The following is a 23,787-nucleotide window of genomic DNA, read 5'->3' on the forward strand; positions in this document are numbered from 1 at the left end:
CGCCCTCACCCGCATCGTCCGCAGCTTTCTCGACTCCGGGCAGGCACCCAGCGAAGGCGGCGAACGACCCCACATCAACGTCTTCGTCGACGCCGACGACCTCGCCGCCACCACCGACCAACACCATCACCATGAACGCGGCCACCGGGGGCGTCGCCGCGGACCGGCCTGGATGCCCTGGTTGGGGCCCATCTCACTCGACCTGGCCGCCCAGATCTCGTGCGACGCCGACATCACCCCCATCACCATGAACGCCGACGGCAATCCCATCGACGTCGGACGCACCACCCGCCTCATCCCCCGCAAGCTCCGCCGCGCCCTGAACGCACGCGACTGCGGATGCGCCTTCCCCGGCTGCGGACGACCCGCCGCCTGGACCGAAGGCCACCATATTCAGCACTGGTCCAACGGCGGACCCACCAACCTGTCAAACCTGGTGCTGCTCTGCCGCTTCCACCACACCACCATCCACCGCGGCGACTGGACCGTGGCGATAGGCGATGACGGACATCCTTGGTTCACCCCACCCACCTGGATCGACCCGCGGCGACAACCCGTGCCGGCACACAACCGGCGCAACCAACTCACCTTCGCCGCCTGAAAGGCGAAACCACCAGGCACCGCCCGACCACCCGGAAACGGGATGCGTCGGCGCGGTGCCCTGTGCCATGCAGCCACACCCCTGCTTCACGTGAACCGTGCCCGCCACGGCGGTCAGGAACTCGCGCCCAACAAAAAAGATCTCCCGGCCCTGTCACACTCCCGCCGCCCCGTTCGTCAGTGAGGTGTAGACGCCAACCGAAAGAGAGCAGCAACCATGACGAACACCACCTCCATCTCGCGGATGCCCAACCCCGGCGATTTCGTGCCGGAGCTGAAGGACATCAGCGCCGCCCTGTTCCGTGCCACGGGAAACCAGTCGGTCCCCCGCGCCACGATGAGCCTGGTCCACCTGCGCGCCGGGCAGATCGTCGGCAACACCTACCTGACCATCCTGAACACCGGATTCCTCCGTAAGGCCGGCGAGTCCGAGGAGCGCATCACGGCCGTGTCGTCCTGGCAGGACGCCCCGTACTTCACCGACGCCGAGCGAGCAGCACTGGCCCTCGTGGAGGCGGTCCTCCAGCCCGCCCCGCAGGGCAAGGAGCGCGTCAGTGACGAGCTGTATGCGGAGGCGGCCAGGCACTACGACGAGAAGGCACTGGCCACCCTCACCATCGCGATCGGCCAGATCAACTTCTTCATCGCCTTGGCCCTGATCGGCAAGCCTCAGCCGGTCGCCTCGCTGGCGGACGAGCAGTGGGACTGACCTGACCCCCGCTCACCCCGCTGACGAAACTACATCCGATCAGGAGACGCGCTCTGGTCGCGTGACCGTTCCCGGAACGCGCCGACGAACATCCATCCGGCGTAGAGGAACAGCCCGCCGACCACAACCGTGATCATCAGCGCGCGCTGCTTGCCGGTGATGAGGCTGTTGACGTAGCCCATGTAGGGCACGCTGTACCAGACCTTGCCTCGAACCTGCTCGGGAACAACCGGATTGGTGTCCGGTGATGGGTTCGCGTCACCCTGGGTGACGAAGGTGGTTTCGCCCTGCGAGTTCTTGCGCACCATGGTGATGCGATGGGTGACCACCTCGGGCTTCCCCGATTCCTTCTGGAAGGTGATCGCGTCGCCTGCCGTCAGTGCGGTCGGGTCATGAGGCTTCACCACGATCAGGGTTCCGGGCGGATAGGTGGGCACCATCGAGCCCGTGAGCACGGTGTAGGGCGTCGACCCGGTGAGCCGCGGGATGACGATCGTCAGCGCGAGGATCGCCACCAGCACAAGGAGCAGCAGCCACGAGACGATGCTCTTGACCCAACCCCACGCGCTGGTGTCCGGACCGGCGTCCTGCACCGCATGGCTCATCGGGATTCGGCCGCGAACGTGAACGTCGCGGTGGTGCTCGCGCTCGGAGCCGCGGCGGCCCCCACCGTGCCCCGCAGGCACAGCACCTCACTCGCACCCGGCTGCACCGTGCGCCACTCCGGCGCGGCCGGAGCCTGCGCACCGATCATCGCGCCGGCGTAGAGCTGCGTCGCGCCCGCAGGGGCACCCTGCGCGGGACACGCGGACTCGGAGCCCACCGTCGAGACCGCAAGCTCCAGCGGCACAGCGGCATTGGACTGTGCGGCATTCTGCAGCCGGTACTTCATCAGCACGTTGCCCGAGTTGTAAATGGTCACCGGCGCCTGGGCGTACGCGCCCGGCATCAAGTTCGCCCCCGCCAGGGCGGAGAACGGGTAGTTCGTGGTACCACCCTGTCCCACAGACAGATCCAGGATGCCCGAATGGATCGAGCCGGCGTCCACGGCCACGGACTTACTCCACAGCGCGCCGGTCTGCTGGGCCGACATCAGCGCCACTCCGACGACCGCGGCGCCACCGATCGCCAACCAACGAGTCTTGTTCGACATGGTGCCTACACCTGCTTCAGAGTGACGTTGAAGTTGGACAGATCGATCTGGGCGGTCTGTGCCGTGACTCCCGGGGTTCCCTGCGCGAAGTCGAAGGTCACCTTGACGTCGACGACCTTTCCGTTTTGCGCGGGCGTGATCACGGCACCCCCGGCGCCCGACGGGAGCGGTGCCCCGTTGACGGTCGCGGTGACGGCGGTCGTCATCGCGGCCTTGAGCGCCGGGTCGCCGGTGATGGTGGCGCCGTCGACGGCGAGGTTCGCCCGAAGGTTGGTGCCCTGTGCGGTGACCGTGAAACTAGCTGTATAGGTGACGACGTCACCCGGCACCGCTCGGAAACCGGTGATGGAGACGGCGCCGTTCTGGTCTTTCCAGTTCGGCGTGCCGCTCTGAGTGAGGGCGAGCGCACCGGCACCCACCCCACCGCCGCCGATGCTGGCCCCCGAGTTCCACGCCGCCAGAGTGCCTGCACCGCCGGCCAGCAGGACGGTCGCGGCCCCAGCCGCGATCGCGCCCTTCATCTTGTTGTTCATCTGATGATCAGCTTTCGTCGGAACCCCGTCGGGGGTTGGATAATTCGGCGCCGAAGCGGGCTGCTACTTGACGAGTTCCGCGATTGCGGCCGGCACGTCGCCGGTCTTCGGGTCGACCTTCGTCTTCGTCCAGCCCGACGAACCGTCGACCACGTACAGCGCATCGGCGTCGATGATCCACAGCCGATCGGTCCCGTCCTGCCACTTCACCATCGCGTTCGCACCCGCCGGGGTGCTGAACACCTCGGCGCCCGAGGCATCGGTCACCACCGCGTTCGAACCGGACACTCCGGCCTTGTACGTTCCCGACGGCGACGGATTGCTCAGATTCAGACCGCCGAGCTTCGGCGAGGACTCCTGTACCACAGCGGCTTCCGCCGCGGCGGGGGGTTCGGTCGTCGTGGTCGGCGCGGTCGTCGTAGTCGTCGGCACGGTCGTCGTAGTCGTCGGCACGGTCGTCGTAGTCGTCGGCACGGTCGTCGTAGTCGTGGTCGGCGGCACAGTCGTCGTAGTCGTCGGTGCAGTCGTCGTGGTCGGTGCAGTCGTCGACGGTGCGGTCGTCGTGGTCGGTGCAGTCGTCGACGGTGCGGTCGTCGCGGTCGTCGGCGCGGCGGTCGTCGTCGACGGCGCCGTCGTCGTTGTCTCGGGCGCAGCCGCTCGGGCCATCATCGCCTCGGCCCCACCGGGAGCCATCAGCGCCTGAGGTCCGCTGGAGAGATTGCCGTCACACTTGATGTTCCAGAGCGTGTAGGCCCAGATCTTCTCGCCGACCCAGCCGGTACCGACCTGCCCGTTCCGCACGGCCTTCACCTCGATATGGGACGAGGAGGCCGTCTCGTACACGTTGTTGTACGCGTTCACATCGATGTAGACCTGGTCACCCTTGTTCGGCGGAATCGTGGGATTCCAGCTGCCGCCCCACGCGTCATACAACTTGATGTCGTAGGTGTATCCCGGGCCGAGATGCTCCCACTTCATTCGGACGTAGCTGCTGTTGCTCTCGCAGCCCAACCACTTCGGAGCGGGCAGGAAGTCGACCGCCGACCCGAACGAGCTCGTGGCGGCCGACGTCTTGGCCCATGCGGCACTGGTGCCTGCGACCTGAGTCATGCCGAGCACCGCCAGCGACGCGGCACCAAGGGCCATCAGCGACCGAGCCGGCACCGCGAAACGCTGTGTCGGAGAGACGGTTCCGGCCTGCGTCTCCGGACTCGGCTGTGACACCTGATCCTGCTCCGGCACCATCTGGTCCTGCTCGGCCGAAGCGCCACCGGTGCCGGCATCCCCGTCGTCATCGCCCTTGCGACCCGAGGTGGGGCGGAAGGCGATGACCATCAGGCCGCCAACAAAAGCGCCACCGAGGAAGATCGCGATCGGCGAAGACAGCCACGCCACCACGTATCCCAGTCCGGGAAGGCTGAAGAACACCCGGTCGGCCTCGGTGACCGTGTACGGGGAGATGTCCGCGTCCTGGTTCGCATCGCCCTTGAGAATCAGCACAGAGCTGTCGCCGTCGGAGGACACGATCTCGTGCACGCGGTGGGTGATCCGCGTGCCCTGCTCGTTCTCGACACTGACGATGTCGCCGACGCTCAGCTCGGAGGCAGCCACGGGCTTCGAGAGCGCGAGGGCCCCGGTGGAGATCTCGGGAGACATCGAACCGGAGCGGAAGATCAGCGGCTTGATGCCGAAGAAGAACGACGCCGCGGCGGCCAGCACGCAGATCAGGCCCGCGATGGCGCCCACGTTAAGGGCGATGTCACGCCCGGAGCGAGAACTCGTGGAATCCACTGGATTCTGGTGGTCGGTCATGGCGCGCTCAGGCCGTCGTCGCGTTGAAGTTGAAGGAGGTGTTGACCGTCTGGTTCTGCGCGGCCGTCGGCGCCGCCGAGTCCAACACCACCTGGAAGCAGAGGGTCTCGCTCACGCCGTTGGCCAGTGAACGACCCGTACCGATCAGGTTGGCCGAGCCGCCCGACACCAGGGCGACGTTGTTCGCGATCACCGTGCCACCGCTGCACGCCGTACCGTTCGACGTACCGGTGGACACCGTCACCTTCAGGTACTGCGCCAATGCTGAGGACGTCGACGACGCCGCCATCGTGTACGAGAACGGACCCGAACCGTTGTTCTTCACCGGCAGCGTCGCCGCGACACTGTTGCCCGGCATCATCCCGGTCTTGGTCAGGGTCGTGAACCCGACGGTCGACCCGGAATCCCCGTTGAGCTGCAGATCGATCGATCCAGTGCTGAACACACCCGAGGTCGCCGTCGCCGTGTCACTCCAGGCCGCCAGCGTCCCGATCGCACCGAGACCCAACACGATCCCCAGCGACGCAAGCGCCCGCGGCTTTCTCCCCGACATCACAGAACGCGCCCGGGCGCCCAGCCCCGACACCGAACTCGAATCCTCATGACGAGACATTGATATGCCTTTCCTGCTCAGTCCAACGGGCGCCGCGGCGCCGAAAGTCGATGTGTGCGTAGCGATGCCGACGCGGGAAGCGGTTGATCACCCGACCCGCGATCCCCGCATCGGCATCGGCCGCCGGCCCGGGAGCGGGCCGGGCCGACGACCGACGCCTGCGGGTGCTCGCCGGATGGCGGCCAGGCGAGGTGGAGCTAGTTCTGCTGCAGCTTGACGGCGAAGTTGGACAGGTTGACGCTCTGTCCCTGCGCGGTGGTGCCGCTGGTCGCGTTGTCGAAGGTGAACTTCACCTTCACGTTGACCGTGCTGCCGTCGTTGGCCTCGGTGATTGCCCCACCGGCCAGCGGTGTGGCACCAATGGTCGCGGTGGTCTCCTGACCCAGAGCCGCGAGGAGCTCGGCGCCGCCGGTGATCGTGGCGGGGTCGGCCGTCAGGGTCGCGTGCAGGTTCTTACCCTTCGCACCGACGTTGAAGCTGGCGTTGTAGACAACGACATCACCGGGCACGGCCTTGAACTGGGAGATGTCGGCGATGGCGGTGCCGTTGCCCTCGGTCCATCCCGTGGAGCCCGTCTGCGTCAGCGACAAGGTGCCGGAGTTGACGGCGCCGCCACCAACGGTCTGCGAGGAGTTCCAGGCGGCCATGGTGCCCGCGCCACCGGCGAGGAGGAGTGCGGCCGCGCCGGCGGCGATGGCGCCCTTGGTCTGCTTGTTCATGTAAGAGCTCAGCTTTCGTCGGACCCCCGTCGGGGGTCAGGGAGAGTCGGTGATCGGATCTGGTTACGTGCGCCCGGTCGGGTGGGCTCGGTTTCGGACATCCGTGCTCGTTCAGAGGGTCTCGACATCGCGGCCGGTTCGCAGGTGAGGCGGTGCCTGACTCCGGTAACCGGTTTGCGATTGCATGTGTTTATCACAACGCTGTATCGAATTTCCGGCGTTTCGGGTCGATCGCCCAAATGATCTTGAACGGTTGTCCAGATGCCATTCCATTTTCCGATAGAGCGGGACAGATCCATCGCCTACCAGTCACTATCCGTTACACATGCCCCTGAATCGACTGTCCCTCATTCGGCGGATACCGCGCCTCAAATCGAATACGTAACGTAATTACACTTCGCATGGAATGGTGAATGCCGGTCGAGCCCTCGAGCGTCGAGGCCGGCTGTTAACGTCATCCGCAGCCCGCCCGATAACGCGATGGGCACGGTGCCGAGAACCCCCGGTGCGAGGAGCAGATTGACCGAGAATTCGTCGAACGCAGACCATCTCCCCGTGGCCGAAGTGGGCCCGCGACGCGTCGGCATAGTCGAGGACCACGAATCCGTCGTGATGGGCCTCGAGGCGATGCTGGCCGACCAACCGGATCTCGTGATCGTGGCGTCGGCCCCCACCGTGCCCGAACTGCTCACGCTCGGAGTCGATCTGGATCTGGTGATCCTCGATCTTCGACTCTCCGACGGCTCCTCCCCCAAGTCGAATGTCGAGCAGCTACGGGCCGCCGGACTCGAGACTCTCGTGTTCACGGGGGCGGAGAATCCCTACCTGGTGCGGCTCGCCGCCAAGGCCGGGGTACTCGGCGTGCTGCGCAAGTCCGAGCCAACCGCCACCGTCGTCGCCGCGATCACCGCGGCCGCGAACGGCGAGCAGGTGGTGACCACCGAATGGGCCGCCGCTATCGACGGCGACCCCGGCCTGCACGACGTCGGCCTGAGCCCTCGCCAACGAGATGTGCTCGCGCTCTACGCCTCCGGCGAGAAGGCCGCCCGCGTCGCCAGCCTGACCGGCCTCGCCCCGCACACCGTCAACGACTACCTGGCCAGGATCCGGGCCAAGTACGCCGAGGCAGGCAGGCCCGCCCGCACCAAAACCGATCTCTACAAGCGGGCCGTGGAGGACGGGTGGCTGCCACCACCGCTGCTGCACCCCGGCCGCCCGTGACCACACCGGCGAACAGTCGGCGCCACGAGTCCTCCGATCACATCTCGCGGATGGTCGCGCGGTTGATCAGCGCCGGCTACGCGGCCTACCTGATCCTGCTGTTGCCTGCCGCGATATCCATGGCGCCGCGGATGGACGCCTGGTGGACCCCCGTGGTCGTGGCCGGCGTGTACGGGTCGGGGCTGCTACCCGGCGCGCTGTCGTTCCGGCGCGACACCCGGCCCATGCGGATCGCCTCCGGGGTCGCGGCGACGGCGTTCCTGCTGGCGGTGTTCAGCTGGCCCCTTGCCTGGAACGGCCCGCCCCTACCCAGTGGCGAGCTCCTGTGGTTGGCCACCTTCCCCGGCCTGGCGAGCCTCGCGGTCGTGTCGACATGGCCGACATGGGTGATGTTCGCGCACTTGGTGATCGGGTGCGTCGCCGTCCAGATCGTCAACTTCGCCGCACACGAGGACGCCCCACGGGAACTACTGCTTCCGGAGATCACGTTCGCCATCATGTTCTGCACGCTCTTCATCGGCGCTGCGGTGATGGCGCTACGCACCGGCCGGGTCCTCGATGCCACCACCGATGCCACCCACGCTGCGGCGTCCGCCGCCGCCGCACGTCGCGCCCGCACCGTCGAACGGGAACGCTTCGACGCACTGATCCACGACGGCGTGATGTCCACCCTGCTGGCCGCGTCCCGGCTGGGTGCGACGCCCGCGGTCAGCCGCCTCGCGACCACGACGCTCCGCCAGCTCGACGCCCTGCGCGACGGTCGGGGTGCGCAGGAGCATTTCGGCTGCGAGGAGGCACTCTCCCTCCTCCGCGCGGCGGCGACCGATGTGGACGAGGGAGTCGCGTTGCGCGTCGAAAGGCTCGACGGCGCAGAGACTCTCACCGTCCTGGCCGAGACGACCCGAGCCCTGGCCGCGGCCCTGGCGGAGGCGCTGCGCAACAGCGACCGCCACGCGGGCGAGGCCGCGACCCGCTCGGTGGAGGTCACGGTGGCACGAGAGGGGATCACTGTCCTGGTCGCGGACGACGGGCGGGGCTTCGACCCCGCCGCGGTCCCCGCACACCGACTCGGGGTGTCCGTGAGCATCCACGGGCGAATGCGACAGCTCCACGGCGGGTCCGCCCGGATCGAGACCGCGCCGGGGGCAGGCACCCGGGTCCACCTGGCCTGGAGCTCGTCATGAGCATCGCGGGCGGAACCCGGGACGTCCGCGAGCTGCTCGGGTTGCACACGCGCGGCGCGAAGGCCCTCGTCGCCGCATATGTGCTGACCTTCCTGCTGCTCTCCCTCAGCTCGAGCCCGGGACCCGGCGCGGTGGGGGCGGAGCTGGCGGCCTGGCTCGTCGTCAGCGCGGGCGCGATCACCCTCGTCCGGATCGAGGGAGACCCCTTGCCGTTCCGCCCTGCGGTGGCAATGGCACTCGCAGGCCCGATCGCGCTCAACCTGGTGTTGTCCGTGGTCCCCGTCCCGGTCGACGGGCTGCTGCAGACCTGGCCGCTGGGCGCGGGAACCGCGATCCTGGCGTACATGTGCGTGCGCGGCCGGATCGCGCTCGGCTGGCTCGGCATGACGGCGATGCTCGGCAGCTGCGTGCTGTGGGCGATGCGTACCGGGCAGGGCGCCGGCTACGGCCTCGGCATGTCGGCGATCAACATGGCGCCACTGCTGATGGCCACCTTCGTCGCCTACACCGTCCGACCGGCCGCGAAGGAGATCTTCGAGCTTCGCGAGCAGACCGTCCGGCGCGTCGCCGCCGAGGCCGCCGACTCCGCGGTGCTCGAGGAACGCGACCGGCAGCTGCGGCGCCTCGACGAGCTGGCCAGGCCGCTGCTCGACCGGATCGCCACCGGCGTCGAACTCGATGAGGACGAGCGGATCGCCTGCCGACTACTCGAGGCGCACCTGCGCGACATCCTGCGTGCCCCTGGTCTTTCCGGACCCGTGGTCTCCGCCGCCGCTCGCGCCGCTCGGGGCCGGGGAGTCGAGGTCATCCTGCTCGACGACCGGGCCGTTGACGACGGGGGCGCGGCGCCCGACCGATTCCTCGGCATGGTGGCGGCCGAGCTCGCCGCGGCCACCGACGGGGCGATCACGGTGCGCGTCCTACCCCCCGGCCGCACCACGATGGCGACGGTGCTCGCCAGCAGCACCGACCGGGTTCGGCGCACCGAATTCGACCACGACGGCCACCCCGCGGACGCCGAAGCTTCGCTCGGCTAACCGTGCCCCTGGTTTCATGGGCAGGAAACTGCCGTCTCGGCAGATCGCGTCCCACCCCATAGCCTCGGTCCGCAAGGAGGGCCCGCGACGAGGGGTCGTGCCCTCGGCCAGCCGCGTACGCCCGGGGGTCGTGACATGAGAGCCGCAGTCGACGAACAGCACCACCATGCGCACGCACCCGCGGCGCGACCGGAACCGCGCAGCCTGCGCAGGCCGTCGCTGTCGCCGCGTGAGGTCGAGGTGCTGCTCCAGTGGCTGCGCTGCGATTCCAAGAACACCGTCGCCGCCGACCTGTATCTGTCCGTCGGCACCGTGAACACCCATCTCGCACGCATCCGCGCCAAGTACAACCAGGTCGGCCGCTCGGCCCCGACGAAGGCCGCGCTCGTCGCCCGCGCCGTGCAGGACGAGTTGATCTCGCTCGACGAGCTGTGAATCGGCCCACGGCAGTACCCGCGTTGATGACGGACCGCCGACGCGGATGACGAGACGCGTCAATCGGATCGGCACCGCCGAAGAAAAGATCATCCGCACCTTTGCCCGCGTGATCGGTGCCGGAGCGCTGGTCTTTTGCGTGGTGCTGATTCCCATCCTCATCATCCAGTCCCGTGAACTCGCACCGTGGTACACCCCGGTGGCCGCGGTTGTCGTCTTCGTTCCCCTACTCGCCCTGTGGCCCGCAAGCTTCGCCAAGGACCTCCGTTGGGTTCGCGGTCTCGGCTCGCTCTGCGCCGCGACCTACCTCCTCGCGGCAGCCGGCTGGCTGGTCGCGCTGCAGGGACAGATCTCGCCGACCCGCGAGGTGTGGATGTCCGCGATCCCCGGTCTGGTGGCGATGGCGGCGGCGCTGGGCTGGCGTCCGGCGCCGAGCGTGCTGTTCCTCGTGGTCAGCGCGAGCACTGCAGAGGTGATCCGTCACGTCACCCGCGGCGACTCACAGAGTCCACTGCTGGCGGAGACCTTCTACGTTGTGATGACCAACAGCCTGTTCGTCGTCGCGACCATCGCCGCCGTCCAGTCCGGACGCACCCTCGACCGCACCCTCGCCGCAGCCAAGCGCCAGTCCGCGGCGACCGCCGCCGCCTCCGCGCGGTACGTGGAACGCAAGCGGTTCGACGGGCTCATCCACGACCGCATCATGTCGACGCTGCTCGGCATCTCCCGGCACGGCAACACCGATCATCTCAGCGGGCAGTCGGCCGTCGCACTGGCCGAACTCGATCGGCTACGCGTCAGCGACGTCGCCACCGAGGACCTCGACGTGGACGCCGCGGTTGCGCTGATCCGCACCGCGCTGGTCGAGGTCGACGAGGACGCGTCCGTCGACCTCGAGGTCCGGGACGCGACGCTGACCGTTCCCAGGGAGGTCGCGCGCGCGATGGCCTCCGCCGCTGCCGAGGCGCTGCGGAACAGCCTGCGGCACGCCGACCACCCGGAGGTGGAGGCCGACCGACTGGTGATCATCGACGTGGACACCGAGGGCCTGCGGATGCTTGTCGCCGACAACGGCCGCGGCTTCGATCCGGCCCGGGTCCCGCAGTACCGCTTGGGGATCAGCGTGAGCATCAGTGCGCGCATGACAGCGGCCGGCTGCACCTCGGAGATCCACTCGGTCCCGGACCGCGGTACCCAGGTCACGCTCCGATGGGCGGCGCCGTGAGCGGGGCCCCGCCGCGCGACGTGCGCGACGTGCGCGTGCTGCTCGGCATGGACCGTCCGGCGGCGAAGGTGCTCGCCGCTCTGTTCTGCCTGAGCTTCACCCTGGCGGCCCTCGCCAATCTCGACGGGGTGCAGCATGTCTGGCCGATCGTCCTGGCAGCCGTGCTGGTCACTGCCGCGGCGGTGGTGATCATCGCCGTCCCCGGGGACCCGCTGCCGATGGCCTACACGCTCGCACTCACCGCTCTCGGACCGGTCGCGTGCGCACTGGTCCTGTGGCAGCTGCCCGTGCCGGGCTGGACTCTGGACTCCGCCTGGCAGATTCGCGCGGTGACCGCTGTGCTGGTCTACATGTCGGTGCGCGGCCGTGCGCCGTACGCCTTTGCCGGCGCCGCGCTGATGGTCCTCACCAGCGGGGCCTGGTCCGACGCGACCGGCCAGGGATGGGGCACCGGAATCCGTTTGGCTTCAATCAATCTCGCACCCGTCCTGATGTCGGTGTTCTTCGCGTTCAGCATCCGACCCGTTGGCCCCGCGGTGTTCAGGCTGCGCGAGCAGGAGTCCGAGCGGGCCGCGGACGAGGCGATGACCCAGGCCGTGCTGCGCGAACGCGACTCCCAGCTCACCCGGTTGGACCTGCTGGCCCGGCCGCTCCTCGAGAGGTCCGCGACCGGGGACGAGTTCGGCGACGGATGCCGCGAGGAATGCGGACTGTTGGAGGAGCGCTTGCGCGACACCCTCCGTGCTCCCGTGCTCGCGTCCGACGAGGGGGTCAGCCGCGCCGTGGAATCGGCCAGGAGGCGCGGGGCCAGGGTGATCCTCCTCGACGACGGCGGACTCCGCGACGGACCGGACGCCCTGGTGTCGCAACTGCACTCCGCGCTGATCGATGCCCTGCACGAGATCACCGCCGGGACGTTGACCGCCCGTGTCCTGCCCGCGGGGCGGGCGACCGCGGCCACCATCCTGTCCGAGAACGGCGCGCGGGTCGGCCGCGTCGAGCTCGGTCACGACGGCCGGGTGCGGACCGAGGTACGCCACGGCGGGATGCGCGAGATCGTTCCTCAGCGGTGATGCGGCGCGTCCGCTGCACCGCACCGCGGCACGATCAGGTGATCGTCAGTCCGCCGTCGACCGGGATGGTCTGCCCGGTGACATAGGCGGCCGCGTCCGAGGCGAGCCAGACGAGGGTGGCGGCGAGTTCCTCCGGGTCGCCGATCCGGCCGAGGACCAACCGCGGCGCCATGCTGTCGAGGTAGCCGTCCTGGTAGGAGTCGGTCATCTCGGACTTGAAGAAACCGGGCGCGATCGCGTTCACCCGGATACCCCTTCTGGTGCCCCACTGCTGGGCCAGGTCGCGGGTCAGTCCGATCAGCCCGGCCTTGCTGGCGGCGTAGGCGGCCTGCGGCAACCCCGCGGTGGTCAGGCCGAGGACGCTGGAGATGTTGACGATCGCCGAACCCGGCGCCATCACCCGGCCACAGGCCTGCGCGGCCCAGTAGGCACCGTTGAGGTTGATGTCGATCACCTGCCGGAACTGTTCCGGCGTCTCCCGCGTCGCGGGATGCGCCGTGCCGATCCCGGCGTTGTTGACCAGCACGTCCACCCGGCCGAAGCGCTCCATGGCGGCATCGATCATGTGCTGGGCCTGGTCCGGATCGGCGATGTCGGTCGACACGCACAGCGCCTCTCGGCCGGTGTTGCGCACGAGTTCGGCTGTCCGCTCGAGCTTGTCGACGCGACGGGCCGCGAGCACGATGTCGGCGCCCGCCTCCGCACAGGCGACCGCGAAGGCGACCCCCAGACCCGACGAGGCGCCGGTCACGACGACGACCTTGTTGTCCAGTCGGAACCTGTCCAGGATCCCCATCGTGTTCTCCTTCCGAAGGCTTCTAAGCGTCCGCTTAGTTTAGGGCATAGGGGCAGGGCCCCCGTGCGCGGTTGACGAGTCCAGACACTCGTCAACCGCGCACGGCAGCGCAGCTGCAACTGGTCTTACCACTTGACCACTGACCACATCAGGCCTAGCGTCGGTCACATGACCTTCGAGCCGATCGTGCGGCAGTCCGCCTCAGGCGCCGTGTTCGAACAGATCACCGCCCGCGTCCTCGGCGGCGAGCTCGCCGCCGGCGATTCGCTCCCGAGCGAGCGCCACCTGGCGGAAGCGCTCGGGGTCTCCCGTCCCGCCGTCCGGGAGGCGCTGCAGAAGCTGGCGCACTCCGGCCTCGTCGAAGTGCGGCAGGGGGATTCGACATCGGTCAAGGACTTCCGGCGCCACGGCGGCCCCGAGCTGCTGCCGAGGCTCCTCATCCGTGGCGGGCAGCCCGACTGGGCCGTGGTGCGCAGCGTCCTCGAGGCCCGCTCCATGATCGGCTCCCAGGTCGCCCGGTTGGCGGCCGCCCGGTCAGGGACCGAACTCGCCACACAGCTGCGGGACGCGGTTCACGCGCTCGGCACGGACGACGACCCCGTCGCCCTGCAACGGCATGCCCTGGCCTTCTGGGAATGCGTCGTCGACGGCGCCGACTCCATCGCCTTCCGCCTGATCTTCAACAGCCTGCGTCAGGCCTACGAACCCACGATGGCCGCCCTCGGCGAGGTGATGAAGGCCGAAGTGGGCCGAACGGACGCGTACATCCGCCTCGCCGACGCCATCGCCGAGCGGGACGAGGACGCCGCGGAACGCCTGGCCGTCGAGCTCCTGGAGCTGGGCACCACCGCGATCAGCACCATCATCGACAGCCTGGAGGGAACGAGATGAGCACGGATACACGGCCCGTGCGCGGCAGGAAGCCCGTCGATCTGCGGACCGCCGCAACGGAATTCTGGCGACATCCCTCCCCCTGGATGATCTCGGCGGTCCTGGTGACCGCGCTGATCGGCCGCCTCGTCGTCGGCGACTGGCAGCTGAGCGACGCCGTGCTGCCGGTCGTCATGCTGGCCGCGTTCCCGTTCGTCGAGTGGACCATCCACGTCTGCATCCTGCACTGGCGACCGAAGACCGTCGCGGGCATGACGCTCGATTCCCTGCTCGCCCGGAGTCACCGCGAACACCACGCGGACCCGCGCGACGTGCCGCTGATCTTCATTCCCTGGCAGACCCTGGTCTGGCTGATCCCGACCCTGGCCGTGCTCGCGGCGCTCGCCTTCCCCCGGCCGGGCCTCGCCCTGACCTTCCTCACCGTCATCGGCGCGATCGGACTCGTGTACGAGTGGACGCACTACCTGATCCACAGCGACTACCGTCCGAAATCCCGTATCTACCACGCGATCTGGCTCAACCATCGCCAGCACCACTACAAGAACGAGCACTACTGGTTCACCGTCACCACCGCCGGCACCGCCGACCGGGTCCTGCACACGTACCCGGATGCCAAGCAGGTGCCGACCTCGCCGACGGCGAAGAACTTGCACGCGGGCGCCGCGCGCGGCGCCTGAGCCTGAGCCTAGGACTCATCTCCTGACGAGCGGCCGGCCGCGTCGAGTGCCGCGAGGTAGCCGAACACGATCGCGGGACCGATGGTCGCGCCGGGACCGGCATAGGTGTGGCCCATGACGGGCGAGCTGGTGTTGCCCGCGGCGTAGAGCCCCTCGATGATCGACCCATCCTCGCGCAGCGCCCGGCCTGCGCTGTCGGTGTTGACGCCACCCTTGGTTCCCAGGTCTCCCGGCACCATCTTCGCGGCATAGAAGGGCGCCTTGGTCAGCTCGCCGAGGCTGGGGTTGGGCTTGTTGGTGATGTCGCCGTAGTAGTGGTCGTATTTGCTTTCCCCGCGGTGGAAGTCGGGGTCGGTGCCCGTGCGTGCGTGGGCGTTGAACCGCTCGATCGTCCCCGTGAGGGAGTCCTCGGGCACACCGATCTCGAGCGCCAGCTCTGCGATCGTCCCCGCGGTGACGATCGCTCCCGATCGCAGCCAGGATCGCGGCAGCGGCCTACGGGCGGGGACACCCGCGAACAGATACCGATTCCGGTAGGTCTGGTCGAAGATCAGCCACGCCGGGAGGTTTTCGGCCGGGCCGTCGCCCTGCCCATACGGGCCGCCGAACATCGCATGGGTCGCTTCGACATACGGGAGGGACTCGTTCATGAAGCGCTGTCCCCGGTCGTTGACCATCAGGCTGCGGGGCAGTGACCGCTCGGCGAGGGCGAACCACGGGCCCTTCGGCAACGGGATCGACGGGGCCCACCAGGCGTCGTCCATGTACGAGATCGCCGCACCCGACTGCAGCGCGGCATTGATCCCGTCGCCGGTGTTGGTGGGGGCGCCAAGAGTCCATTCGGCGCTGCTGGGCGCGCGGTGGTACCTCTCCCGCATCGCACCGTTGTTGTCGAACCCGCCGCACGCGAGCACCACCCCACGGCGAGCGAGCAGGCGCGATCGGGTTCCGTCGCTCTCGATGACCACACCGGCCACCCGAGCTCCGTCGGTGATCAGGTCCGTCATCGCCGTGTTGAGCCGCACGGGCACGCCCGCGGCGCGCACACCGATCATCAACTGCGACATCAGTGCCGGGCCAAGACCGAGCAGCTTCTGTCGACGCACCTTGGCCAGCATCGACCGAGCACCCACCTTCAGCATGCGCTGAGGGCCACGCCAGCTCCGCAGCCCGGTGCTGAGCCACCGGTAGTCGGACTGCTGGACCACGACATTGAGTGGCGCCTTCATATAGGGCGGATGCAGCGTGGCCAGATCCTCATCCGCCAGGGCGCGCGCATCGAACGGTGCCGGTTCACACGAACGCCCGGTGGCCCGGCCGCCGGGTGCTTCCGGGAAATAGTCGGAGTAGTCCTGCACCCATTCGAGCTTCAGCGCCGAGTTGTCGATCAGGAAGTCGAGGGCCTCGGGCCCGCGATCCACATACGCGGCAATACGATCCGCGTCGGCGTCCTCCCCGACAATGCTGGTGAGGTAGTCGCTCGCCGCCTCGCGATCGTCCGCGGGCGCTTGGCTGCGCAACACCGAGTTGCCCGGGATCCACACCCCGCCACCCGACCGCGCGGACGAGCCGCCCCAGAATTCCGACTTCTCGACGATCACCGTGGTGAGACCGTGCCTCGCGGCGGTGATGGCCGCAGCCATCCCCGCCGCGCCCGACCCCACCACGACCAGATCGACGATGCTGTCCGCGCTGTCTCGCGCCGCGACGGTCGACTCTGTCATTTCGAAACCTCCGTATGTCCGTTCACTGGAATCAGATTGCGAATCATCAGCTTTCGACCCCTTCACCCTCGGCGCCGTCCGCGGCTGCCCATCGGGGGTGGAGGACCGCGGTGAGCGCCCCCTCGACGCAGACGGGAAGCGACGCCCCACGGTTCTGCGGGCTGCGTATCCACTGGCGGTAGCCGAACTCCGCGGCGGCGAGCATCAGGTGCACGAGAAGGCCAGGGCGACTGTCGATCTTGGGATCACAACCCATACGCCGTGCGACGAGCTCGACGAGCCGAGCCCGGTGCTCGGGTGCGATCAGCGTGACGCGGTCCATCAGGTGGGGCGCGGTCCGAAAGGCTGCACGCCACGGATCGATCTCCGCCGCGGTGAGGGTGGTCGAGCGGGCCAGGATCGCCCGCGCGAGCGCCTCGTCGGCCGGCTCGGATTCCGGGCGCTGTTCCACGAGCGCCACGATGCCGGCTCCACCTTCGTGCACCGGCTCCAGCAGCAGGTCCTCCTTGCTGCGCACGTGGCGGAAGTATGTGCTCGGCGACACCCCCGCGGCCGTCGCGATCTGCTCGGTCGTCACGGCATCGAAGCCATCCCTGGCGAACAACTCGAACGCGGCACGCTGCAGGTCCGCACGAACCTGGAGGCGCTGCCTCTCACGTAGCGACATCGTCAATGCCTTCCACTCACGAAGAAACCCGGATACCGAACCCACCAGCGATGTCGTCTGCGATGTCATCGCTAATTGACAGCATCTCTAAACATGACAGTGTCTGTCAAGAGCGAAGATGGACTCATGCCCGGACTCGAACGGGTTGATCGGAATATGCCTCCCGGATCGGGAGGCACGCGTCAGGGCAGCAGCCCCCGGCGCCTTGCCTCGAACACTGCCTCGTGGCGGCTGCTCACCTCGAGCTTGGCCATCAGGTTGCGCATGTAGGTCTTCACCGTCTCCACGCTGAGCGAGAGCCGATCGGCGATCTCGGCGTTGCGGCAGCCGAGCGCGACGTGTGAGAGCACGTCGAACTCGCGCGCGGACAGCGTCACCGACGGATCCGGACCGCAGCCGGTCAGCGACCGCAGCGTCTCCTCGACCGCGCGCAGCTGCGCGGCGACCGCCTCGTCCTCGACCTCTCCGGCGAGGCCGCGCAGCGCGAGATAACTCTCGATGATCCGCTCGGACTCCGCCGCACCGCGCGGCGTCGCTGGCCCCGCACCGGCCGAGGCGAGCAGCGCGACACGGCGGTCCACCTCGTCGCGGATCTCGATCTCCCTCGCCAACCGGGACGCGGACCGCATCACCTCGCCCGCCATCACGTCGCCGATCGGCTGTCTCGACCGCAGCCCACCGTAGATCGCCGCCCGCGTCGAGCCGCGCACCACCACCGGGACCGCGAGCAGGGACTCGATGCCCTCCCTGGCGACCTGGACGTCGTAGTCGTGGGTGATGTGGCTGGAGTTGAAGTAGTCCGCGGCGGCCTCGGGACGCTGCTCGGCCATGGCGCGACCGCCGAGCCCGCAACGGGCGTCGATCACCAGGCCACGGAGCACCGCGCTGCGGGTCCCGGCGAACCCCGACAGCCGCATCCGGCCGTTCTCGACGGCACCGGCGAACAGGACGGGGAAGGCGGTGCGCCCGCGCAGGAGTCGCAGCTCGCCGCGCAGCGCGTCCTCGTCGCTCGGTCTCATCACGTCGTTCATCAGCACATACCCACTTCGTAGGGTAGCGGCCGCCGCAGAGTGGGCCATAGCGTCGTCGACAACCGTCTGTAAGCCCCGTCACTCGAGGTAGCCGCATGCCCACCACCCCGACCGCCCACCACTCCGAGCTCAGCCCGCTGCGCTTCCTGGAACGCTCGGCGGCCGTCTTTCCCGAGCGCACCGCGATCATCCACGGCCACCGGCACTACACCTACCGGGAGTTCGCGGCCGAGGTCGAGCAGCTCGCGCACGCGCTGCGCGGGCGGATCGAGCCCGGCGACCGGGTCGCCTACCTCTCGCCGAACACCCCGGAACTGTTGATGGCACATTTCGCGGTGCCGTTGGCCGGGGGCGTGCTGATCGCGCTGAACTCGAGGCTGGCGGGTCCCGAGCTCGAGTACATCCTCGAGCACTCGGGCACCCGCATCCTGTTCGTCGACTCGGAGTTCCTCGGATCGGTCACGACCGTCCGCGACCGGGTCCCGTCGGTGCACGAGATCGTCGAGATCCCCGACTCGACCATCACCCTCGCCGACCCGGTGACCGGCGTCGCGACCGCCGCCTACGACGAGTTCCTGCGCAGCGTCGACGCGGCGCAGGCGCAGCCGCTGGTGTGGGGCATCGACGACGAGCAGCGGACCATCGCGATCAACTACACCTCGGGAACCACCGGAAAGCCCAAGGGCGTCATGTACTCCCACCGCGGGGCGTACCTGAACTCCTTCGGCGAGACCTTCCACAACGGTTTCACGGGAAACACCAGGTACCTGTGGACGCTGCCGATGTTCCACTGCAACGGCTGGTGCACGCCCTGGGCCGTCACCGCCGCGGGCGGCACCCACGTGTGCCTGCGCGCGGTCCGGGCCGACGCCATCTGGGACGCCATCGACACGCTCGGCATCACCAACCTGTGCGGCGCGCCGACGGTGTGCTCGACCATCGCGGACGCGCCACAGGCGCATCCCCTCTCGACGCCGCTGCGGATCACCACCGCGGGGGCTCCCCCGTCCCCGACGGTCATCGGGCAGCTCGAGTCGCTCGGCGCGACGGTCGTGCACGTCTACGGCCTCACCGAGGTGTACGGGCCGTACACCATCTGCGAGTACCAGGAGTCCTGGGACGAGTGCTCGGCCGAGGAGCGCGCGGTGCTGATCTCGCGGCAGGGCGTCGGCATGCTGCAGGCCGAGACGGCGCGCATCATCGATCCGCAGATGCGCGACGTGCCCGCCGACGGCGAGACGATGGGCGAGATCGTGCTGCGAGGCAACAACGTGATGCTCGGCTACTACCGGGATCCCGAGGCCACCGCGGAGGCCTTCGCGGGCGGCTGGTTCCACACCGGGGACCTCGGCGTCATGCACCCGGACGGCTACATCCAGCTCAAGGACCGGGCGAAGGACATCATCATCTCCGGCGGCGAGAACATCTCGACCGTCGAGGTGGAGCAGGCCATCGTCTCGCACCCGGCCGTCGCCGATGTCGCGGTCGTGGGCGTGCCCGACGAGAAGTGGGGCGAGCGGCCGAAGGCATTCGTGCTGCTCAGACCAGGCGCCGAGGCGACGGTGGACCAGCTGGTCGCGCACACCCGTGGCCTGCTCGCCGGCTACAAGGTGCCAAGGGACATCGCCTTCGCCACGGACCTGCCGCGCACCCCCACCGGCAAGATCCTCAAGTACCAGCTGCGGTCCGGCGCCGAGGCCGCTCCCCGCGGGTAGCAGAATGACCCCCCGAGACAAGACGACCGACACGCGTTTGGAGATGACAGTGGAGCTAGTCGGAGTGATCGGTGGCGGCACGATGGGTGCCGGCATCGCAGAGGTGTGCGCCAAGGCCGGGAGCTCGGTTCTCGTCCTGGAGACCAAGCAGGAGTTCGCGGACGCCGCCAAGGCCAGGATCGCGACCTCGATCGGCCGCGGCGTCGCCAAGGGCAAGATCACCCAGGAAGAGGCGGACGCCGCCATCGCGCGGGTGCGCGTGACCCTCGACATCGAGGAGTTCGCGGACCGCGACCTGGTCATCGAGGCCGCCCCGGAGATCGAGTCGCTGAAGTACGAGATCTTCGGCAAGCTCGACAAGATCGTCAAGCCGTCCGGCATCCTGGCGACCAACACCTCCTCGATCCCCGTCATCAAGGTCGCGGGCGCCACCCAGCGCCCCGAGCAGGTCGTCGGCGTGCACTTCTTCAACCCGGTGCCGGTGATGCCGCTGGTGGAGATCATCTCCACCCTGGTGACCTCCCCCGACGCCGCCAAGGCCGTCACCGACTACGCCAAGAACACCCTGCGCAAGACCACCGTGCAGGCGGGCGACCGCTCGGGCTTCATCGTCAACGCGCTGCTCATCCCGTACCTCACGTCGGCGATCCGGATGCTCGAGTCCGGCTACGCCACCGCCGAGGACATCGACGCGGCCATGAAGGGCGGCTGCGGCTACCCGATGGGCCCGCTCACGCTGCTCGACACCGTCGGCCTCGACGTCACGCTGGCCGCGGCGGAATCGCTGTACGCCGAGTTCGCCGAGCCGCACTACGCCCCGCCTGCTCTGCTGCGCCGGATGGTCGAGGCCGGTCGCCTCGGCAAGAAGTCGGGCCGCGGCTTCTACGACTACAGCTAGGCGCTTCGCGCCCGTGCGCGGTTGACGAGTCCCTGGACTCATCAACCGCGCACAGGCGGCGGAGCCGCCTTGTAGCGTTCAGCGCATGGACGCGCTGGGTGCGACGGTCCGCCTGCGCTCGACCAAGGGCCGCTGGGTGGTACTCGCGACGGTCCTCGGCTCCTCGCTTGCCATGCTCGACGCGACCGTCGTCAATATCGCGCTGCCCCGGATCGGCGAGGACCTCGACACCGATGTCGCGGGCCTGCAGTGGGTGCTGAGCGGATACACCCTCACCCTGGCCTCGTTGATCCTGTTGGCGGGCGCGCTCGGCGACCGCCTCGGCAGGCGCAAGGTGTTCATCTGGGGCACCGTCTGGTTCGCCGCCTCCTCGCTGCTGTGCGGGCTGGCGCCGAGCATCGAGCTGTTGGTGCTGGCCCGGATCCTGCAGGGTGTCGGGGCCGCCCTGCTGACCCCCGGCAGCCTCGCACTGCTGTCCGCCGCCATCGACCCCGACGATCGCGGCGCCGCGATCGGGCTGTGGTCCGGCCTCGGCGGGGTCGCAGGCGCGATCGGTCCGCTGCTCGGTGGCTGGATCGTCGAGGTGTCGAGCTGGCGGATGGTGTTCCTGATCAACCTCCCGCTCGCGGTCGCGGTGGTGTGGGTGGCCGCGCGTCACGTCCCGGAGAGCCGCGACCCCCACGCCCACGGCCGGCTCGACCTGCTCGGCGCGGCGCTCGCCGCACTGGCCCTCGGCGCGCTGACCTACGGCCTGATCGGCGGGCGGTGGGCGCCCGTCGTCCTCGGGCTGCTGCTGTTCGCGGCGTTCGTCGTCGTCGAGCGGCGCTCCGACAATCCGCTGGTCCCGCCTTTCCTGTTCCGCTCGCGGGTGTTCGTTGCCGCGAACCTGGTGACCCTGGCGGTGTATGCCGCGCTCGGCGGGGTGTTCTTCCTCCTGGTGCTGCAACTACAGCTCGCGGCCGGCTACTCGCCGCTGGCCGCCGGTCTCGCCACGCTGCCCATCACCGCCCTGATGCTGGTGCTCTCGTCGCGGGCGGGCCGCTTCGCCCAGCACCACGGGCCGCGCGTGCTGATGACGGTCGGGCCACTGCTCGCCGCGACGGGCCTGCTGCTGATGCTGCGGATCGGCCCCGGCGCCTCGTACCTGACCGACGTGCTGCCCGGCGTCATCGTCTTCGGGCTCGGGCTGTCGGCGCTGGTGGCGCCGCTGACCGCCGCGGTGCTCACCTCGGTGTCGACCGACCGGGCCGGGATCGCGTCGGGGGTGAACAACGCAGTCGCGCGCAGCAGCCAGCTGCTCGCCGTCGCCGCGCTGCCGGGCCTGGCCGGGATCGCAGGCGCGGACTTCGCCGATCCGGACGTCTTCTCGCACGGATTCGACGTGGCGATGCTGATCTGCGCTGGTCTGCTGGTGCTCGGCGCGGTCATCGCCGCGGCGATGATCCCGGCTGGGGTCGCCGAGGTGGTCGACGAGGAGTCCGTGGCCTGCCGACCGCACTGTGACATCTCGGCTCCCGCGGTACAGCCGGAGTCGGCGACCGGGCCATGAACGATTCGCGACGCCTGGTGCGACGAATCCATCTGACACCGGCCCGATTCGGGTCGGGTTGCCTCTTCCCAAACGTCGCGGGTGCTGGAACCGTTGTCCGTGGGGCGTCACGCCCGCACCGACCGAGAGGAGCAGCAATGCCCACCCGTTCGAGCTACAAGCAGGGAACCCCGAGCTGGGTAGACCTGTCCACCACCGACCCCGAGGCCGCGAAGGCGTTCTACGCCGGGCTCTTCGGCTGGGAGTTCGAGGACATGCCGACCGCCGACGGTGGCATCTACTCGATGGCGAAGCTCCGCGGCGAGTACGTCGCCGCGGCCTCCGCGATGCCGCCCGATGTCCCCGAGGACCTGCCGCCGGTCTGGAACACCTACCTCGCGGTCGACGACGTCGACGCGGCCACCGCGCGGGCGACCGCCGCAGGCGGCACGGTACTGGCAGGCCCCTTCGACATCGACCCGTCGGGCCGGATGGCCTATGTCGTCGACCCGGTCGGCGCCGCGGTCGGCCTGTGGCAGGCAGGCACCCACATCGGCGCTGGACTGGTCAACGAGGCGGGTACGTTGATCTGGAACGAGCTGATCACCGCCGCACCGGAAAAGGCCCTCCCGTTCTACGAGGCCGTGCTCGGCCTCACCGGGACGACCACCGACATGGAGGGCGGGCAGTACACGGTCCTCCAGGTCGGTGAGGATCAGGTCGGCGGCTGCGCCAAGCCCCGAATGCCGGGCGTCCCCGCCCACTGGCACGTGTACTTCGACACCGAGAACACCGACGACACCGTCGCGGCGATCAAGGCGGCCGGCGGCAAGGTGGTGGCCGAGCCGTTCGACGTGCCCGAGGTCGGCCGGATGGCCGTGGTCGCGGACCCGCAGGGCGCGGTGTTCAGCGTGATCCAGCCACCGGCCGGGCAGTGAGAACCGGAGGAGCGTGACATGGCGCTGGGATGGCTGGAGCTGCAACGCCGCTCCCACGTCGAGTTCGGGACCCGGATCGAGGCGGTCACCGACTGGTCCGCCCCCACCCCCGACACCGACTGGGACACCGAGCAATTGGTACGCCACGTGATCACCGAGCAGCAGTGGGTGCTGCCGCTGGTCGGCGGACTCACCGTCGAGAAGGCGCAGGCGCACGTGCACCCGCTCGGCGACGATCTCGTCGCGGAGTGGCGGCGCTACTCGGGACTCGCGACCGCGGCGTGGGCCGTGGCGCCGCCCGCCACCCTGGTGCACCTCTCGTACGGCACCGTGCCGCTCGAGCGTTACCTGCGGGAGCAGGTCTTCGACGTGACCGTGCACAGCTGGGACCTGGCCCGGGCGGCAGGCCTCGACGAGACCCTCGACCCCGAACTGGTCGCTGCGGTCTGGGAGGAGGCCGAGGCGCAGCGCGAGATGCTGAGCGCCAGTGGGCTGTTCGCACCTCCCGTCTCCGTGCCCGACGACGCCCCGCTGCAGGTGCGCCTGCTGGCACTGACGGGACGCGACGCCCGTTCCGCGCCCACAGCCGGACCGACCGGAGGATGATG

At 69.1% G+C, this 23,787-nt stretch carries 25 protein-coding genes; 15 read left to right on the forward strand and 10 right to left on the reverse strand.

What is annotated here, in order from left to right; genetic code table 11:
- Both C8K38_RS21365 and C8K38_RS21370 read left to right on the forward strand, forming a co-directional pair.
- A partial coding sequence (locus C8K38_RS21365) for an HNH endonuclease signature motif containing protein (protein WP_146179119.1) occupies positions 1 to 601 on the forward strand: 601 nt, incomplete at its 5' end.
- A 216-nt stretch (positions 602 to 817) separates the two neighbouring features.
- Entirely contained in the window at positions 818 to 1,309 is a 492-nt protein-coding gene (locus tag C8K38_RS21370; RefSeq protein ID WP_099459060.1) for a carboxymuconolactone decarboxylase family protein, read from the forward strand.
- Positions 1,310 to 1,338: 29 nt separating this feature from the next.
- On the opposite strand, the gene C8K38_RS21375 is transcribed toward C8K38_RS21370, so the two are convergent.
- The 6 genes from C8K38_RS21375 to C8K38_RS21405 form a co-directional block, all read right to left on the reverse strand.
- On the reverse strand, positions 1,339 to 1,914 hold the full coding sequence (locus C8K38_RS21375; RefSeq protein ID WP_097213419.1) for a signal peptidase I: 576 nt from the start codon (positions 1,912 to 1,914) through the stop codon (positions 1,339 to 1,341).
- Positions 1,911 to 2,462: a hypothetical protein gene (locus C8K38_RS21380; protein WP_097213420.1), complete on the reverse strand. Its 552-nt coding sequence runs from the start codon at positions 2,460 to 2,462 to the stop codon at positions 1,911 to 1,913. The genes C8K38_RS21375 and C8K38_RS21380 overlap by 4 nt, the downstream gene beginning before the upstream one ends.
- A gap of 5 nt (positions 2,463 to 2,467) precedes the next feature.
- The gene (locus C8K38_RS21385) at positions 2,468 to 2,995 is read right to left on the reverse strand and encodes an alternate-type signal peptide domain-containing protein (protein WP_097213421.1); all 528 of its coding nucleotides are present in this window, start codon (positions 2,993 to 2,995) and stop codon (positions 2,468 to 2,470) included.
- 63 nt (positions 2,996 to 3,058) lie between these two features.
- On the reverse strand, positions 3,059 to 4,741 hold the full coding sequence (locus C8K38_RS27290; RefSeq protein ID WP_257017699.1) for a signal peptidase I: 1,683 nt from the start codon (positions 4,739 to 4,741) through the stop codon (positions 3,059 to 3,061).
- Positions 4,742 to 4,814: 73 nt separating this feature from the next.
- On the reverse strand, positions 4,815 to 5,420 hold the full coding sequence (locus C8K38_RS21400) for a SipW-dependent-type signal peptide-containing protein (RefSeq protein WP_097213422.1): 606 nt from the start codon (positions 5,418 to 5,420) through the stop codon (positions 4,815 to 4,817).
- A gap of 197 nt (positions 5,421 to 5,617) precedes the next feature.
- A complete protein-coding gene (locus C8K38_RS21405) occupies positions 5,618 to 6,139 on the reverse strand; it encodes an alternate-type signal peptide domain-containing protein (RefSeq protein WP_097213423.1) in 522 nt (173 codons plus the stop codon).
- A 612-nt stretch (positions 6,140 to 6,751) separates the two neighbouring features.
- Here C8K38_RS21405 and C8K38_RS21410 point away from each other — a divergent pair.
- The 6 genes from C8K38_RS21410 to C8K38_RS21435 all read left to right on the forward strand — a co-directional run bounded on the left by C8K38_RS21410 (position 6,752) and on the right by C8K38_RS21435 (position 12,314).
- Complete coding sequence (locus C8K38_RS21410) at positions 6,752 to 7,360, forward strand: response regulator transcription factor (protein ID WP_245222121.1); 609 nt, start codon at positions 6,752 to 6,754, stop codon at positions 7,358 to 7,360.
- Complete coding sequence (locus C8K38_RS21415; protein WP_257017700.1) at positions 7,321 to 8,544, forward strand: sensor histidine kinase; 1,224 nt, start codon at positions 7,321 to 7,323, stop codon at positions 8,542 to 8,544. The genes C8K38_RS21410 and C8K38_RS21415 overlap by 40 nt, the downstream gene beginning before the upstream one ends.
- Entirely contained in the window at positions 8,541 to 9,581 is a 1,041-nt protein-coding gene (locus tag C8K38_RS21420; protein ID WP_097213425.1) for a hypothetical protein, read from the forward strand. The genes C8K38_RS21415 and C8K38_RS21420 overlap by 4 nt, the downstream gene beginning before the upstream one ends.
- Positions 9,582 to 9,716: 135 nt before the next feature.
- Positions 9,717 to 10,016: a LuxR C-terminal-related transcriptional regulator gene (locus tag C8K38_RS21425; RefSeq protein ID WP_097213426.1), complete on the forward strand. Its 300-nt coding sequence runs from the start codon at positions 9,717 to 9,719 to the stop codon at positions 10,014 to 10,016.
- Between the two features lie 46 nt (positions 10,017 to 10,062).
- Positions 10,063 to 11,241 carry a sensor histidine kinase gene (locus C8K38_RS21430; protein ID WP_097213427.1) on the forward strand — a complete coding sequence of 393 codons (1,179 nt, stop codon included), beginning with the start codon at positions 10,063 to 10,065 and terminating at the stop codon, positions 11,239 to 11,241.
- Positions 11,238 to 12,314, forward strand: a complete 1,077-nt coding sequence (locus tag C8K38_RS21435) for a hypothetical protein (protein WP_143548506.1) — start codon at positions 11,238 to 11,240, stop codon at positions 12,312 to 12,314. Before C8K38_RS21430 ends, C8K38_RS21435 begins: the two co-directional genes overlap by 4 nt.
- A 34-nt stretch (positions 12,315 to 12,348) precedes the next feature.
- On the opposite strand, the gene C8K38_RS21440 is transcribed toward C8K38_RS21435, so the two are convergent.
- A complete protein-coding gene (locus C8K38_RS21440; RefSeq protein ID WP_097213429.1) occupies positions 12,349 to 13,110 on the reverse strand; it encodes an SDR family NAD(P)-dependent oxidoreductase in 762 nt (253 codons plus the stop codon).
- A 168-nt stretch (positions 13,111 to 13,278) separates the two neighbouring features.
- Here C8K38_RS21440 and C8K38_RS21445 point away from each other — a divergent pair, with 168 nt between their 5' ends.
- Together C8K38_RS21445 and C8K38_RS21450 are read left to right on the forward strand one after the other, a co-directional pair.
- A complete protein-coding gene (locus C8K38_RS21445) occupies positions 13,279 to 14,001 on the forward strand; it encodes a FadR/GntR family transcriptional regulator (RefSeq protein WP_097213430.1) in 723 nt (240 codons plus the stop codon).
- A complete protein-coding gene (locus tag C8K38_RS21450; RefSeq protein WP_097213431.1) occupies positions 13,998 to 14,678 on the forward strand; it encodes a sterol desaturase family protein in 681 nt (226 codons plus the stop codon). Before C8K38_RS21445 ends, C8K38_RS21450 begins: the two co-directional genes overlap by 4 nt.
- Before the next feature lie 8 nt (positions 14,679 to 14,686).
- On the opposite strand, the gene kstD is transcribed toward C8K38_RS21450, so the two are convergent.
- The 3 genes from kstD to C8K38_RS21465 form a co-directional block, all read right to left on the reverse strand.
- Entirely contained in the window at positions 14,687 to 16,402 is a 1,716-nt protein-coding gene (gene kstD / locus C8K38_RS21455) for a 3-oxosteroid 1-dehydrogenase (RefSeq protein ID WP_097213432.1), read from the reverse strand.
- A 46-nt stretch (positions 16,403 to 16,448) separates the two neighbouring features.
- Positions 16,449 to 17,069, reverse strand: a complete 621-nt coding sequence (locus C8K38_RS21460; RefSeq protein ID WP_097213433.1) for a TetR/AcrR family transcriptional regulator — start codon at positions 17,067 to 17,069, stop codon at positions 16,449 to 16,451.
- Between the two features lie 182 nt (positions 17,070 to 17,251).
- Entirely contained in the window at positions 17,252 to 18,100 is an 849-nt protein-coding gene (locus tag C8K38_RS21465) for a response regulator transcription factor (RefSeq protein WP_097213529.1), read from the reverse strand.
- Between the two features lie 95 nt (positions 18,101 to 18,195).
- On the opposite strand from C8K38_RS21465, the gene C8K38_RS21470 reads away from it, so the two are divergent.
- The 5 genes from C8K38_RS21470 to C8K38_RS21490 all read left to right on the forward strand — a co-directional run bounded on the left by C8K38_RS21470 (position 18,196) and on the right by C8K38_RS21490 (position 23,785).
- Complete coding sequence (locus tag C8K38_RS21470; RefSeq protein ID WP_097213434.1) at positions 18,196 to 19,815, forward strand: long-chain-fatty-acid--CoA ligase; 1,620 nt, start codon at positions 18,196 to 18,198, stop codon at positions 19,813 to 19,815.
- 49 nt (positions 19,816 to 19,864) lie between these two features.
- Positions 19,865 to 20,713: a 3-hydroxybutyryl-CoA dehydrogenase gene (locus C8K38_RS21475; protein WP_097213530.1), complete on the forward strand. Its 849-nt coding sequence runs from the start codon at positions 19,865 to 19,867 to the stop codon at positions 20,711 to 20,713.
- Positions 20,714 to 20,798: 85 nt separating this feature from the next.
- Complete coding sequence (locus C8K38_RS21480) at positions 20,799 to 22,262, forward strand: MFS transporter (protein ID WP_097213435.1); 1,464 nt, start codon at positions 20,799 to 20,801, stop codon at positions 22,260 to 22,262.
- A 137-nt stretch (positions 22,263 to 22,399) separates the two neighbouring features.
- Positions 22,400 to 23,179, forward strand: a complete 780-nt coding sequence (locus C8K38_RS21485) for a VOC family protein (RefSeq protein WP_097213436.1) — start codon at positions 22,400 to 22,402, stop codon at positions 23,177 to 23,179.
- Between the two features lie 18 nt (positions 23,180 to 23,197).
- Positions 23,198 to 23,785, forward strand: a complete 588-nt coding sequence (locus tag C8K38_RS21490) for a TIGR03086 family metal-binding protein (protein ID WP_097213437.1) — start codon at positions 23,198 to 23,200, stop codon at positions 23,783 to 23,785.
- Positions 23,786 to 23,787: the final 2 nt, after the last annotated feature.

The sequence above is a fragment of the Rhodococcus sp. OK611 genome (genome assembly GCF_003050885.1).
In the GTDB taxonomy this organism is placed as follows: domain Bacteria; phylum Actinomycetota; class Actinomycetes; order Mycobacteriales; family Mycobacteriaceae; genus Rhodococcus_G; species Rhodococcus_G oryzae.

Bases quoted from the DNA above. Each gene is read 5' to 3' on its own strand.
- C8K38_RS21445 (WP_097213430.1), top strand. From the start codon at position 13,279: ATGACCTTCGAGCCGATCGTGCGGCAGTCCGCCTCAGGCGCCGTGTTC.
- C8K38_RS21375 (WP_097213419.1), bottom strand. From the start codon at position 1,914: ATGAGCCATGCGGTGCAGGACGCCGGTCCGGACACCAGCGCGTGGGGT.
- C8K38_RS21420 (WP_097213425.1), top strand. From the start codon at position 8,541: ATGAGCATCGCGGGCGGAACCCGGGACGTCCGCGAGCTGCTCGGGTTG.
- kstD (WP_097213432.1), bottom strand. From the start codon at position 16,402: ATGACAGAGTCGACCGTCGCGGCGCGAGACAGCGCGGACAGCATCGTC.
- C8K38_RS21470 (WP_097213434.1), top strand. From the start codon at position 18,196: ATGCCCACCACCCCGACCGCCCACCACTCCGAGCTCAGCCCGCTGCGC.
- C8K38_RS21480 (WP_097213435.1), top strand. From the start codon at position 20,799: ATGGACGCGCTGGGTGCGACGGTCCGCCTGCGCTCGACCAAGGGCCGC.
- C8K38_RS21490 (WP_097213437.1), top strand. From the start codon at position 23,198: ATGGCGCTGGGATGGCTGGAGCTGCAACGCCGCTCCCACGTCGAGTTC.
- C8K38_RS21385 (WP_097213421.1), bottom strand. From the start codon at position 2,995: ATGAACAACAAGATGAAGGGCGCGATCGCGGCTGGGGCCGCGACCGTC.
- C8K38_RS21370 (WP_099459060.1), top strand. From the start codon at position 818: ATGACGAACACCACCTCCATCTCGCGGATGCCCAACCCCGGCGATTTC.
- C8K38_RS21380 (WP_097213420.1), bottom strand. From the start codon at position 2,462: ATGTCGAACAAGACTCGTTGGTTGGCGATCGGTGGCGCCGCGGTCGTC.
- C8K38_RS21400 (WP_097213422.1), bottom strand. From the start codon at position 5,420: ATGTCTCGTCATGAGGATTCGAGTTCGGTGTCGGGGCTGGGCGCCCGG.
- C8K38_RS21405 (WP_097213423.1), bottom strand. From the start codon at position 6,139: ATGAACAAGCAGACCAAGGGCGCCATCGCCGCCGGCGCGGCCGCACTC.
- C8K38_RS21465 (WP_097213529.1), bottom strand. From the start codon at position 18,100: ATGAACGACGTGATGAGACCGAGCGACGAGGACGCGCTGCGCGGCGAG.
- C8K38_RS21485 (WP_097213436.1), top strand. From the start codon at position 22,400: ATGCCCACCCGTTCGAGCTACAAGCAGGGAACCCCGAGCTGGGTAGAC.
- C8K38_RS21410 (WP_245222121.1), top strand. From the start codon at position 6,752: ATGGGCCTCGAGGCGATGCTGGCCGACCAACCGGATCTCGTGATCGTG.
- C8K38_RS21430 (WP_097213427.1), top strand. From the start codon at position 10,063: ATGACGAGACGCGTCAATCGGATCGGCACCGCCGAAGAAAAGATCATC.
- C8K38_RS21460 (WP_097213433.1), bottom strand. From the start codon at position 17,069: ATGTCGCTACGTGAGAGGCAGCGCCTCCAGGTTCGTGCGGACCTGCAG.
- C8K38_RS21425 (WP_097213426.1), top strand. From the start codon at position 9,717: ATGAGAGCCGCAGTCGACGAACAGCACCACCATGCGCACGCACCCGCG.
- C8K38_RS21450 (WP_097213431.1), top strand. From the start codon at position 13,998: ATGAGCACGGATACACGGCCCGTGCGCGGCAGGAAGCCCGTCGATCTG.
- C8K38_RS21440 (WP_097213429.1), bottom strand. From the start codon at position 13,110: ATGGGGATCCTGGACAGGTTCCGACTGGACAACAAGGTCGTCGTCGTG.